The 12922-nt window shown below is 63.2% G+C and carries 13 protein-coding genes; 1 reads left to right on the top strand and 12 read right to left on the bottom strand.

Annotated features, from left to right (window positions below):
• From hisD to EOA24_RS03185, 8 genes are all read right to left on the bottom strand, one after another.
• Nucleotides 1-827, bottom strand: an 827-nt coding sequence (gene hisD, locus EOA24_RS03220; protein ID WP_127409585.1) for a histidinol dehydrogenase, incomplete at its 3' end; no start/stop codon positions are given.
• An 84-nt stretch (nt 828-911) separates the two neighbouring features.
• On the bottom strand, nt 912-1868 hold the full coding sequence (locus EOA24_RS03215; protein ID WP_127409584.1) for a VOC family protein: 957 nt from the start codon (nt 1866-1868) through the stop codon (nt 912-914).
• Between the two features lie 97 nt (nt 1869-1965).
• Nucleotides 1966-2364: a nuclear transport factor 2 family protein gene (locus tag EOA24_RS03210; RefSeq protein ID WP_189353844.1), complete on the bottom strand. Its 399-nt coding sequence runs from the start codon at nt 2362-2364 to the stop codon at nt 1966-1968.
• A gap of 17 nt (nt 2365-2381) precedes the next feature.
• The gene (locus EOA24_RS03205) at nt 2382-3161 is read right to left on the bottom strand and encodes a VOC family protein (RefSeq protein WP_189353842.1); all 780 of its coding nucleotides are present in this window, start codon (nt 3159-3161) and stop codon (nt 2382-2384) included.
• 162 nt (nt 3162-3323) lie between these two features.
• Nucleotides 3324-4298, bottom strand: a complete 975-nt coding sequence (locus EOA24_RS03200) for an ABC transporter permease (RefSeq protein ID WP_127409581.1) — start codon at nt 4296-4298, stop codon at nt 3324-3326.
• A 58-nt stretch (nt 4299-4356) separates the two neighbouring features.
• A complete protein-coding gene (locus tag EOA24_RS03195; RefSeq protein WP_127409580.1) occupies nt 4357-5874 on the bottom strand; it encodes a sugar ABC transporter ATP-binding protein in 1518 nt (505 codons plus the stop codon).
• Nucleotides 5871-6725 carry an ABC transporter permease gene (locus tag EOA24_RS03190; RefSeq protein WP_189353839.1) on the bottom strand — a complete coding sequence of 285 codons (855 nt, stop codon included), beginning with the start codon at nt 6723-6725 and terminating at the stop codon, nt 5871-5873. The genes EOA24_RS03195 and EOA24_RS03190 overlap by 4 nt, the downstream gene beginning before the upstream one ends.
• 200 nt (nt 6726-6925) lie before the next feature.
• Nucleotides 6926-8008: a sugar ABC transporter substrate-binding protein gene (locus EOA24_RS03185; protein WP_245501750.1), complete on the bottom strand. Its 1083-nt coding sequence runs from the start codon at nt 8006-8008 to the stop codon at nt 6926-6928.
• A 172-nt stretch (nt 8009-8180) separates the two neighbouring features.
• Here EOA24_RS03185 and EOA24_RS03180 point away from each other — a divergent pair, with 172 nt between their 5' ends.
• Complete coding sequence (locus tag EOA24_RS03180; protein ID WP_189353837.1) at nt 8181-9044, top strand: NmrA family NAD(P)-binding protein; 864 nt, start codon at nt 8181-8183, stop codon at nt 9042-9044.
• A 37-nt stretch (nt 9045-9081) separates the two neighbouring features.
• On the opposite strand, the gene EOA24_RS03175 is transcribed toward EOA24_RS03180, so the two are convergent.
• The 4 genes from EOA24_RS03175 to EOA24_RS03160 all read right to left on the bottom strand — a co-directional run bounded on the left by EOA24_RS03175 (nt 9082) and on the right by EOA24_RS03160 (nt 12848).
• Complete coding sequence (locus EOA24_RS03175; RefSeq protein ID WP_127409577.1) at nt 9082-9951, bottom strand: TIM barrel protein; 870 nt, start codon at nt 9949-9951, stop codon at nt 9082-9084.
• A gap of 140 nt (nt 9952-10091) precedes the next feature.
• Entirely contained in the window at nt 10092-10982 is an 891-nt protein-coding gene (locus EOA24_RS03170) for a TIM barrel protein (protein WP_127409576.1), read from the bottom strand.
• Between the two features lie 41 nt (nt 10983-11023).
• Entirely contained in the window at nt 11024-12037 is a 1014-nt protein-coding gene (locus tag EOA24_RS03165; RefSeq protein ID WP_127409575.1) for a zinc-binding alcohol dehydrogenase family protein, read from the bottom strand.
• A 10-nt stretch (nt 12038-12047) separates the two neighbouring features.
• Nucleotides 12048-12848, bottom strand: a complete 801-nt coding sequence (locus EOA24_RS03160) for an SDR family oxidoreductase (RefSeq protein ID WP_127409574.1) — start codon at nt 12846-12848, stop codon at nt 12048-12050.
• Nucleotides 12849-12922: the final 74 nt, after the last annotated feature.

Raw genomic sequence — 12922 nt, 5'->3', positions numbered from 1 at the left:
ACTTCGGCCATCGTTTGCGTCGCAAGTTGCTCCGACGTGGTCAGCAGGATGGCCGGCGAGTTCGGGCCATGCTCGGCCTGCCCAAGCAGATCCGTGGCGCAGAGCTCCGCATCGGCCGTGTCGTCCGCGATCACCAGCGTTTCCGTCGGCCCGGCGAGCAGGTCTATGCCGACGCGGCCGAACAGCTGCCGCTTCGCTTCGGCCACATAGGCGTTTCCCGGCCCGACCAGGAAGTCGACCGGCGCTATCGTCTCGGTGCCGATCGCCATCGCGGCCACCGCCTGGATGCCGCCCAGCACATAAATCTCGTCGGCGCCCGCCAGTGCCATGGCTGCGATGACGGCCGGGGCCGGTCTTCCCTGCAACGGCGGCGTCATGGCGATAACCCGCTTCACGCCGGCCACCTTGGCGGTGACGATCCCCATATGAGCGGATGCCACAAGCGGATACTTGCCTCCCGGCACGTAGCAGCCGACCGAATTCATGGGAATGTTGCGGTGGCCGAGCACCACGCCGGGCAGTGTCTCGACCTCGACATCCTTGAGCGCGGCCTTCTGGACTTCCGCAAAGCGGCGGATCTGCGCCTGCGCAAACCGAATATCGTCCAGCTGGCGGGAAGACAGCGCGTCAACGCATCCATCGATCTCGTCCTGCGAAAGACGAAAGGACGGCGGCGACCACCGGTCAAACTTCTGCGACAGCTCCCGCAAAGCCGCGTCGCCACGGGCCTCGACGTCGATGAGAACACTCTCGACCGCGCTGCGGACGGCGCTGGCATCGGTTGCCTTGGCTTCCGCGGACCGACCCAACTTCAGTATTCTAGTCATGCAATTTCCTTCGCTCTGCGTTCTTTGCGGCCGGAGCCATTTTTGTGCCGACGGGCTGCAATGGTTTCGAAAAGCCCGTTCCGCCTACTCAGCCTCATAGTTGCGGGCGAAGTCATCCGGCGGGGTCGGCCCCCAGATGTAAAATGAATCCTCCGGATCGTGATCCTTGGACTCCCAATCCATCTCGGCCGGGATGTAGTCGATGTCGCAAGAGTACTCGGCGTAGCTGCCCCAAGGGTCGCGGATATAGTGGAAGAAATTCGAGCCCAGCACGTGCCGCCCCAGTCCCCAGCCTCTGGAAAAACCCTTGTCGGCCATCTGCATCGCACCTTGCCCGACATTGTCTATCAGCGGCACATCCCAGCTTGTATGGTGCAGGCCAGGCGCCGATGATTTGACGAAGGCAAGCATGTGATGGTCGCTGCCGTGGCGGCCATGCAGGAATGCGATGTTGTCTCCCGAACGGTCGGACAGGCCCATGCCCAGGACCTCGGTGTAGAAGTCGATCGCCTTCTGGACGTCACGGGTGAAGATCAGGATGTGGGCAAGCCGGGTCGGGCGAACCTTCGCCGCCTTGCTGCGCAGCGGCGCGGCGACAACGCCGGCGGGCGTTGAGGCATGCCCCGACTGCGCCTTAAAGTCGGGCGACGTCTTGGCGGCGACGATCAGCTCGATGAGATTGCCGTCGTGGTCGCGGAACCACAATCCATTGGACTCGAAGCCCTTGGGCGGCGGCAACAGCTCCATCCCCTTGGCCTCCAGATGCAGTTTGAAGCGTTGGAAATCCTCGTCGAAGACGCCGAAGGACAGATGCTGCAGCTGCTTGCGCGAGCCTTGGACAAAGAAGCCCCAGTCGTGGTCGATCCCTTCCGTGCGCACCGCATAGCCCGAGCGATGGTTCACCACGTCGAGACCGAAAGCCTGATGAAAGCGCTCGGCCTCCTTGAGGTCGGGAACGGCCAGCACGAAATGGTTGACGGAGTGGATGCCGAGAATGCCCTCGCCGCCCGCCTCAAGCTGCCGCTTGCGAATTGCCGTCATTGTTCATCCTCCACCCGTCGCATCCGACGTCCTCACTTCCGTCGAACCTCACACATCGTTACAAAAAATATATTTTTAAGTCAATGATACGATCTAACTACTTCCGAAAGGGTGTCGGCTGATAGGCGATCAGACGCCACCGGTCATTGCTTTTTCCCCAGACCGCCATGCAGGAATTGTCGATCTCACGGCTCGCGGTTCCAACGGTCGCCTTCGCGCGCATGGTGCCGGCGACGACGGCCAAGCTTTCACGCACGATGACGCGATCGCTGCTGTGATGGATTTCATGATAGACGAAGAACCGACTTTCGACCTTTTTCAGGTACCCCGCCTTGTCGTCACGTTCTCCGAAGGAGTGCGTGTAGACCAGTTCGTCATCTAGAATATCCGAAAGCGTCGCGACATCGGACGCCAGCATTGCCGAATAGCGTCTCTGCTCGAGGTCCTCGATGACGCGGCGAACCTCATCAGCAGGGTCGGCGTCTTGCAAATCCATGGCCTTTCCTCGCGATTTCAGGCAGCGGTTGGCGCTGCGAACGGCGTGAAATGTTCCATCCAAAGGCGGGGCGGCAGCGCGCCCCAGCGGTTCACGACCTTGGGATTTGATAGGTTCTCGCCCGGGTCGGCAATCCTTGCCTGATGCTTCTCGTCCTCGATCACCTCCATTTCGGCGATGCATTCCACCATGAACCCGGACCGGTCGATGTAATAGGCGAACAGATTGTCGCCGGCACCATGGCGGCCAGGTCCCCAGACAAGGAAGCGCCCCTGTGCGTCAAGTGTGTCTCCCAGGCGCTTGAAATCGTCGAAGCTGGCGAACTCCCAGCTGAAGTGGTGCAATCCGCTCGGTCCTTTGACGGTCGCGACCGTGTGGTGCCGGTTGTCAGCCGCCCGCATCCACACGATTTCATGGCCGGTGGTCCGCTCGGACTGTCGAAGCCCCAGAACGGCCTCGAGCTCCCGGCTGATCGCCTCCGAATTCCTGCTCGACAGGTTCACGTGATCGAGGCAGCGGGGACGGATGCCCGGGCCCGTGTGACGGACCGGCTGCGTCAGCGGCATTGGCGTGTGGACCTCAAAGACGTGGCCCTCGCTGGTCGCGAACGTGACGGAACGCTCGATGCATGCAAGCGACGGACGCTCGGACAGAATTTTGAGGCCTGTCTGTTCGGCGCGGATGCGCACCGCGGCGACCGCCTCGCCATCGTGGGCCTGCAGCCCGATTGATCGAACGCTGTCGCTATCGCCAGCATGCAGGACAAGCTCAGCGTGACGCTGGTTCGAGGTCAGCAAGGCTCGATCTCGCTCCCGTTCGACGACGCGGGCGCCTGCTATCGTTGAAGCGTCTTCTATCGCGGTCTCGATATCCGCCACGTTGAGGGCGACATAGCCCAGCCGCTGAACCATAGGTCTCATCAAATCCTCCCGAGATATGATTTTTGACGGCCGCCCGGATCACTTGACCACGCCGATCTTGGTCCGATCCGTCGTAACGGCGACCGCGACCAGGATGATGATGCCGAAGGCGACGTCCTGCGCCGCGCCCGGCAGGCCTGCGATCGTAGCGCCGACACGGACCATTACTGCCGTGAGCCCGCCTATCAGGCTTGCCGAAAGGCCGCCTACCCCGCCCGAGATTGCGGTCCCGCCCGCCACCACGCCGACCAGCGCGGGCAAGAGCAGGTTGCTGGCCATCGTCGGCGCACTGTAGAGGGTCTGCGACAGGAGCATCATCCCTCCCAGGGCGGCGCAGACCGACGAGATGGCGAACGCGCAGCTTCGGATCAGATCGCTCCGGACGCCCGACATATAGGCCGCCAGCTCGCCCGCTCCGAAGGCATAGATATCCCTGCCGAGACGCGTGAAACGCAGCAAAAGGGACAGGAATATCCACACCGCCACCACTGCGAGGAATGCATTGGGCATGCCGTGCGTCCTGCCGCCGAGAAAGTCGAGCGGCGCAACTCCAGATCCGAGGGCGACGGTCGAGGCGTTGCTGAGATAAAGGCCAAGGCCGGAAAACAGGCCAAGCGTCCCGAGGGTCATCACGAAGGAAGGTATCTGAAGCCGCCCGATCAGCCATCCCTGGGTGGCACCAATCCCTGCCGCTCCAACAAGCACCAGGGGCACGGCGGCTGAACCGAATTCGGGAACAAGCAGCGCCACGATCACCGCTGAAAACGAGGCCATGGCGGCCGCCGACAGGTCGATGCAGCCAAGCAGCACCGGAAGCGTGCTGCCGATGACCAGGATCAGCAGTGGCGCCGCATCGAAGAGCAGCGCATTGATCGCGCGCCATTTGAGGATGCCCGGCGCGATCCAGATTACAGCCGCGAACACCAGAACCAGGACAATGGCCGGTCCGCAAGCACGCAGCAGGTCGCCGGCGGATCGGATGGACGGGAACATTCGGGCGAGTGCGGGGGTCATGAACGGCTCCGACAGGTCCACCAGGTGCAGTCTCGATCGAGAGGGTCGCGGAGCGTGCTCACACCATCGCCCTCACGATGTCCTCCTCCGACGGCCGTTTGGTCTGCACGTCGTCGAAACGGTGGCTGAGCCTCCCGTCCCGCAACACCAGGATCGTGTCCGAGAGCGTCACCATCTCATCCAGCGTGTCGCCCACGAAGACGATCGACAGGCCGTCTTCGGCCAATTGACGGATCGCGTTGAAAAGATCGGCGCGCGCTCCGGGATCGAGGCCGCGGGTTGGATGATCGAGCACCAGGAGCCGCAGCGAGCGACCCAGAAGCCATTTGCTGAGCACAGCCTTCTGCTGATTCCCGCCGGAAAGCTGGTCGATACGGTGGTCGAGCGATGGCGTTTTGATCTTGAGCCGCTCAACCCAATTCGCCGCCTCGCGCCGTTCGCGCCGCTTCGACAGCAAGAGCCCGCCATAGCCATAGTCCGACCCGAAGGTAACGGTCATGTTCTGGCAGACACTCATCCCTTTCATCAGCGCTTCCGCCTTACGCTCGGCGGGGACATAGCCTATGCCGAGGCCGACGGCGCCACTCGGACAGCTGACACGCACCGGCCGACCCTCATATTCGATGTGGCCGCTATGGCTGTCCTCGACGCCGAAGATCGCGCGGCAGACCGCTTCGGCGCCGGATCCCTGGACGCCGATCAAGCCGACGATCTCCCCGGACGCGACGTCGAAGGTCACATCCTCGACTTTGCCCGGCACTGTCAGGCCACGCACTGCCAGCCGCTTCGGCGCGTTCTTGTCCGGCGGATTGCTCCGTGGCAGCACCGAACCCGCGCGCTGGCGCCCGACCATCAGCTCGTACAACTCGTCGGGGTCGGTCTCACCCTTCACTCTTTCGGCGACATTGCGTCCGTCGGAAAGCACATAGACCCGGTCGGAGATCGCAAGCACCTCGTCCATGCGATGCGAGATGAAGACAACCGATGAGCGCATCTTCAGTCGCCGCACCTGCCGGAACAGCGCCTGGATCTCGGTCGGCGTCAGGACCGAGGTCGGCTCGTCGAACAGGACGACAAGATTGCCCTCCACCAGTTCCTCGAGCGACAGCACTTTGGCCAGTTCGACCATCTGGCGCTGCGCGAAGGTCAGCTGGTCGACGGGCGTATCCGGCGCGACATCCAGTTCGACCTTGTCCAGCTGGATACGGGCCGCATCGTTCATCCGGCTGCGCCGATAGAATCCGAAGCGGCTGAAGTCGGCCGGCTTGTCGATGAAAAGGTTCTCGGCGACGGTGAGATTGCCGATGAGCGACTGCTCCTGATGGACAAGGCCAATGCCCGCTCGCGCCGCCTCCAGGGGAGAGCCGAAGCGCACGGGCGAACCGCGCAGACGCATTTCCCCGGCGCTGGGTTGATGAAGGCCGCCGATGATCTTCATCAAAGTCGACTTGCCCGATCCGTTCTGACCGATCAGGCCGAGAACCTCGTGCTGGCGCAGCTCCATGTCGATGTCGTCGAGAGCGAGCACGCCAGGAAAGCGCTTCGAGATGCTTTGCAGTGACAGCAGCGCGCTCATTTTACCACCCGGGTCTTGCGCCGCAGGTGCCAGGTGGACGCGGCGACCGCGACGACGATCACCACTCCTTCGATGGCTTTCTGCAGCAGCGGGTTGGCTCCCGTCTGCACGAGCCCGTTGCGCAGCGTGACGAGAACAAGGACGCCGACCAGTGAATGCAGCACGCCGCCCCGGCCGCCGGACAGCAACGTGCCGCCGATCACGCAAGCGGCAATACCGGGGAAGAGCAGCCCTTCTCCCGCCAGGGGATTGCCGACGCCGATCTGCGCCGCGGTCAGGATGCCGGCCAGTCCGGTCAGGCATCCGCAGATGGCAAAGGCGCCGACCTTGTAGGCATTCGCGTTCACGCCGGCCAAACGGACAAGCGCTTCGTCGGCGCCGATGGCAAAGCCAATACGGCCAAGCTTGGTGCGCCGCTCGACGATGAAGGCGACGAAAGCGAGCGCCACGGCAAGGTACACCAGCGCGCTGAGGCCCAGATGTTTGTGCAGGGCCAGCCCGACAAAGCCGCTGTCGAGGATCTGGGGTTGCCTCGAGGGGAAGAGCAAAGCTGCCAGGCCGAGCGTGATCAACCACATCGCAAGCGTGACGATGAGCGACGGCATCCGCAGATAGGCATAGAGTGTCCCGTTGAGGGCGCCGATGGCCAGACCCGCGGCCAGCGCCACCACGATCGCGCCCGCGCCAAGATCATGCGCGGTGACGCTATTGGCGATCAGGATTGAAAGCAGGATGTTGGCGAGCGAAGCCACTCCCTCGGCCGACAGGTCGATCGAGCCTTGCACCAGCACGAAAGTCATCCCGATCGCGACCACGGCGGGAACCGCCGCCGACTCCAGGATCGCCTGCAAATTGGCCGTCGAAACGAAATTCGGGGTCAAGCCGGCGAACACCAGAACCATCAAAAGCAGCGACACTATGGGGCCGGCCGACTTCAAGACACCGAGCCCGATGTGCCCGTATCGTCGCTGCGTTCCGGCTTCCCCGCGACGCGGGGAAGCCATTGCGCTGGGGTCGTGGGCGTGCAATTGCGCCTGGGTCATGATGCGGCTCAGTTCACGCCGACTGGAATCTGGCCCTTTGACCGGGCCCAGAAATTCTTCTTCAACACGTCGTAGGAGAAGTCGGCCGGATTCGGCTGGGCCGAGAGCATCGCATCGACATTGTCCTTGGTCGCAAGCGTCTGCACCAGGTAGAAGTCGCGCTGCGCTTGCGCCAGGTCGCCGATCTTGAGGTCTCCCGAGGCCACCGCGTAGGCAAGGGCTGCCGCCACGGCTCCGTGCAATTGCGAGCTGATGCGCATGCTGGACAGCATCTCGCCGGACTTGATCAGCTTCAGCACGTCGCTCGATCCGTCGGAGCCGGTGACAGGAACCTTGCCCGCCAAGCCCTTCTCGCGCAACGCCGCGACCGCGCCGAGCGCCATGCCGTCATTTTGCGCGAAGACGCCCTTCAACTGGTCCCCGTAGCGCGCAATCCACGTACGGGTGATGTTCTGGCCTTCCGTCTGCCCCCAATTGCCGATCTGGGTGTCGAGGATCGTCATCCCCGGACATTCCGATACCGCCTTCAGGAGGCCGATCTCGCGCTGCTTCGACGGCGGATTGTCCGGTGTCCCCTTGAGGACCGCGATGCCGCCCTTGCCGCCAATCGCCTTGCACAGGGCCATGCCGTTCTGATAGCCGGAATCGACACCGTCGAAGGAGATGTTGGCGATCCAAGCATCGGAAGCCGTATCCCATGGATGGATCTCCTCGGGACGATTCCACATCGTCGTCATGAACGCGCCGCCAGCTTCCGCCCGCTCGACGAATGCCTTGGTGAAAGCGGTCGAGTCCGGAAACCAGGCGAACGCGCAGCCTTCGCAGCCGGCTGCGAGTATCGCCCCCAGTTGCTGCATGTGCTTCTGGCCGTCGAACCCGCTCTCGTAGACCTCGAGCTTGGCGCCGACGGAGCTCGCCACCTGCTGCGCGCCCCAGATGACTTCCTGCCAATACTCGCTGCTGGTCGTCCCGACGGCCAGATAGATGGTTTTGGGTTTCTCTTGAGCCATTGCGTCGTGGCCGGCCAAGGGTCCAACGACGATCGCCACAGCCGCCATTACCGCGGCTGAAATCCTTTTCAGCAGTTTCACCTCATCCTCCCGATGATCGTGTTCATGCGACGGGCCGTCCTCTACGGCCGCACAACATACATTTTCTCAAAAAATCTATTTTGTAAAGCTGAATAAATTATCTAATAGGAAAAGTGATAGTCGATGGTCGCGCATCCAATGGGAGGATTCCCTCATGGGAACAGGAGAAACCGTGCTTGTCACAGGCGCCACGGGGCGGACAGGCAAAGCGGTGGTCGCCGCGCTTGCCGCGCGCGGAGCGCGCGTTCGTGCCATGACCCGCTCGCTGGCAGGAGAAGACAGCCTTCGCGCTGCGGGCGCGCATGAGATCGCGCTCGCCGATCTCGGGGATCGCCCTTCGCTCGATGGAGCGGTCTCGGGAGTTGCGCGGCTCTACCATATCGGACCGCGTTTCAATGACCGCGAAATAGCGTTGGGAGCCAATATCATCGCGGCCGCTCGCGCCGCCGGTCTAAGCCATTTCGTCCTTCACTCGGTCTTCCATTCGCAATGCCGAACCATGATCCACCACCGGCAGAAACTTAAGCTGGAGGAGATGTTGATCGAGTCGGGCCTGCCCTACACCATTCTCCAGCCCGCCATGTATATGCAGAACATCGCGCTCGAATGGCCGAAGATCGAAAGCGCGGGCATCTATGAGCGCCCCTACCGGACAGACCTTGCCATGGCGATGGTGGATCTCGACGATCTGGCCGAGGCGGCTGCGATCGTGCTCACGACCGAGCGCTACATGGGAGGCACTTATGAGCTGGTTGGCGGCGAGCCGCTTTCACACGCCGGCATGGCGAAGGTGCTGACCGGACTTTTGGGCAAGCCGGTTCAAGCGTCGCGCTATGCGCCGGCGGAATGGCGACGCCGCAACCGCGACCGCTTTCCCGAGGACTATCTTCGGATCTATGCGGCGATGTGCCGGCACTATGACCGCTTCGGTCTGCCGGGCGGCAATCCGGCGGTGGCATCGATGATCCTCGGCCGCGAGCCCGCGGGCTTCGAGGATTTCGCCCGCCGCTTCGCCGCGGAACGAAAGACAACATAGCAATATGAGCGCCCGGACCTTTGTCCGGGCGCAAGTGTCAGGCTGTTGCTAGCCTCACGCCGGCCTCGGCCAGCACTTTGCGGGAGGTATCTCCCGAGCGCTCCCCAGCCGCTGACGCCGACAGCGCGTCGGCCTCGAGCGAGAAGACTTCGGGGCCGACATGGCGCAGATTGCCCTTGCCCGCGACGATCTTGACGATCTCCACGACGTCGAATTCACCCTCCCCCGGGAAATTCCGGTAGTTGATCGTATCGTCGAAGAGCGACTTGCCCACCTGTCGCCGCACACCGTCATCGATCTGCATTCCAGCCAGGTGCCTGGCCGGCAGGCTCTTGAGCAGGTCGAGCTCATATGCGCCCTTGGAAAAGTGCCATACGTCGACGAGGATGCCGGCATTGGACGGGTTGACGCCGCTGACGATCGCCCAGGCATCGGAAAGATTGGGCATTCCCCAGAACGGCATGAATTCAAGATCGATCCAGTATCCCTGTGCCCTGGCGCGCTCGCAAAGCCGCCCGAACCCGTCGACAAGCCGGGAGAGCTCAACCGTTCCCTTGTCATAACCGGCAACCGCCAGGATCGACGTCAAACCGAGTTTCTCACACATGCGAAACGAATGATCGGTGCTGACATCGAAGCGGGCGCGCAGCTCCGGCGAACATTCCGCCGGCACACGGATGGGGGCCCAGTCGGTGAGCGAATCCAGGTAACGCAGCGGAGCGCCGGCATCCGCGGCCATCGCCTTCATATCGGATGGCGTGAGCCCCGACTCCAATGCGTCGAGGTAGGTTTCAGGCGCGATGGCAAGAGCGGTGAAGCCGCCTGCTCTCGCGGCTTCCACATGCCCCCGGAACCCGTGTGCCCGCGCCGAGGCGGGCCAGAAGACGAAATCGACCGGTGCAGTCATCACAATCCCTCCCTTGTCTTTTCCTGGCGTCACCTACTCCGCCGGCCACGGCGGAACGTCGCGTCGGCGGACGCCCGTGGCGGGAAGCCCGTCATCTGCCGATGATGGGCCCGCAACGCCGTTGATTAACTTCCGCTGGCTCAGGCGGCTTCGGCTGTCCCGAAACGGTGTGGGATACCCGCCTTGTCGAAGACATTTGCGAGTGCGACGCGGCTCCGGTTGCCGATCTCCTCGGCCGGCAGCGTGTCGTAGAGACCGGAGAAGGTCTCGGGCCCATAACGATTGAGCCCGCCGATGCGGTGAAGCTGCTGGAGCAGCTCGACCACCGGGAAGCCGCCGGTGCCGGCGTCCACGCGATGGAAGATGCAGTCGTCCAGCAGGGACCGGCCGGGTCTCAGCGTTGCGTCGGCATCGGCGATCTGCACGGTGGAGATCCTGTCGCCGGGGATCGTATCAAGCAGCGCCGGGTCTGGCTTTCCGCGCAGATAGTGCCAGAAGTCGAACACCAGGCCGCTGTTGTCGCGGTCCGCGGTCTTGATGATCTTCCACGCGGTCTCGAGGTCGGGAAGGCCCCAGAACGGGATGAATTCGAGGTCGCAGCGCCAGCCAAGGCCGGCGGCGCGGTCGCAGGTCCTGGCAAAGCCTTCGATGAGTTGATCGATCGAGACCTGGCTTTCCGGACAGGTGATGATGCAGCTCATGGAGTCGACCCGAAGCGCCTCGCCGATGCGAAAGAAGTCGTCTTCGTCGAACCCGAAAAAGCCGAGGGAAAACGCGGCCGGGTCGAGATTGTCGGGCAGCCAATGCGTCGCCCAGCGCGAATAGGGATCGAGCTGGGTCAGCTTCACCCCCTCGTCATCCGCCATGAGCAGCATGTCCTTCGTTGTGATGCCGTCGGCAAGCCAACGGCAATAATGCCATGGCGTGATTGAGATGGCATCGCAGCCTGCCAGTCGCGAGGCGCGCAATTGCTCCCTCAGCGGCAGCGACCGTACCGTTCCCACCCACATGATCGTCGACGACTTGTCCATAATCTCCTCCTTGTCGCAGCCAGGCGCGAAGCAATGGCGCCTCAAAAACCTTCGAATACAATCTTGCCGCTCACCGAACCGGCCTCGATATCGCGATGGGCCTGGATCAGCGCGCTCGCCGATGCCGGCCCGAGACGCTTCGCCAGCGTGGTTCGCACCTGCCCTTTATCGACCAGCTGCGCCAGCTTGCGCAGAATTGCGCCCTGTTCGGCCATGTCCGGACGCTGAAAAACCGACCGAGCCATCATTGAATGCATATGCACGGTGATGCACTTGGTTTTCAACGTCGCGAGCGGAAACGGATCGGGATCATCGAGAACGCCGATCGACCCGAACGGCTGAACCAGATCCACGAACTGGCTCTGATGGCGCGGCGTCTGGGCAAGGGCCATGACGAGATCCACACCTTTCAAGCCCAGCGCCTCTACCTGCGGCTTCAAAGGCTGCCGGTGGTCGATGACATGGGCGGCGCCAAGCTCCCGGCACCAGTCTGCCGTCTGCGGCCGCGACGCTGTCGCGATCACCGTCAAGTCGGTCAAGGCCCGCGCGAGCTGGATCGCCATGGAGCCGGTCCCGCCGGCGCCGCCGACAATCAGCAGGACACGTCCGTCCGAAGCCGGCTTGGGACAGGCGCCAAGCCTGTCGAACAGAAGCTCCCAACTTGCCAGCGTGGTCAGCGGCAAGGCCGCCGCCTCCGCAAAATCGAGACTCTTCGGCATCGCCGCGGCGATCCGCTCATCCACAAGCTGGTACTCTGCGTAGCTGCCCTGGCGAACGACCGAGCCGGCGTAGAACACAGCGTCGCCCGTCTTGAAGTTTTCCACCTTCGAGCCCGCCGCGACGACGATCCCGGCGGCGTCGTAACCGGGTACTTTGAGCGCACCGCCTGGGTCGGCTACGCGCCTGAGCTTGGCGTCGAGCGGGTTGACCGAAATGGCCCTTACTTCGACCAGAAGGTCGCGATCCTGCAATTCGCTCGGCCGGGACAGTTCGACGTCGACAAGCGCATCCGGCGCGTCGACGGGCCCGGCCTTGGTGAATCCGACTGCCTTCATCCGGCTGCTCCTAGAATAGGTTGCGGATCGAGCCGCCATCGACGCCCCAAACCGACGACGTGACGAAGGATGCCCGTTCCGAGGCGAGGAAGACGATGATGTCGGCAACCTCCTCGGGTTCGCCCATGCGCTCAAGCGGCAGTTGCCGCAGTTTCATTTCATGGTCGACTGCTTGGCGCGGCGGCATGCCGTGAACCTCCGCAAGCTTGTCCGCGAACCCGCCCGGCCGGGACCACAGCGGGCTCCAGACCGGCCCCGGCGCGACCGCATTCACCCGCACGTGGGGAGCCTCGGCGCGTGCGAGGCTTTTGGTGATGCTCACCAGCGCGGTCTTCAGGGCGGCATAGTCGGCTGGAATGGTCTCGGGCTGGCGGGCCAGATCGGACGTGTTGTTGACGATCGCGCCGCGGCTTTCGCGCAGCCGGGGCAGCAAGGCGCGTGTCATGCGGATATTGCTGAGGAAATTTACATCGAATGTGCGTTGCCAATGCGCGTCGGTCAGCAGATCGAACGGCTGCGCGTCGACAATGCCGACATTGTTCACCAGGACATCCAGTTTGCCGTTCCCAGCCGGGAACACCTCGGCGATCCCCCGTTCGACGCCTTGCGCCGACGATAGATCGGCGACCGCGAGCGTGATACCGCCCCCCGTCGCCGAGGCCGATGCGGCCGTCTCCTTCAGGCCCGTCGCGTCCATATCGATGAGCCGCAGGTCCGCCCCTTCCCTGGCAAATGCGAGCGCCGTCGCCCTGCCTATGCCGCTTGCCGCGCCCGTTATGAGCACGGTCTTTCCCTTCAGTCCGGTGTCCATGGATCCCTCAGGCAATGGTTGCTTCACGCCCATGCGCCACGCAGGCGCAGTGACGCTGGTTATGCAGTGTTCCG

It is taken from the genome of Mesorhizobium sp. M2A.F.Ca.ET.039.01.1.1 (assembly GCF_003998035.1).
Classification (GTDB): Bacteria; Pseudomonadota; Alphaproteobacteria; order Rhizobiales; family Rhizobiaceae; genus Mesorhizobium.
The sequence above is the reverse complement of the archived record's forward strand: the minus strand, read 5'-3'. Positions and strand labels throughout refer to the sequence as shown.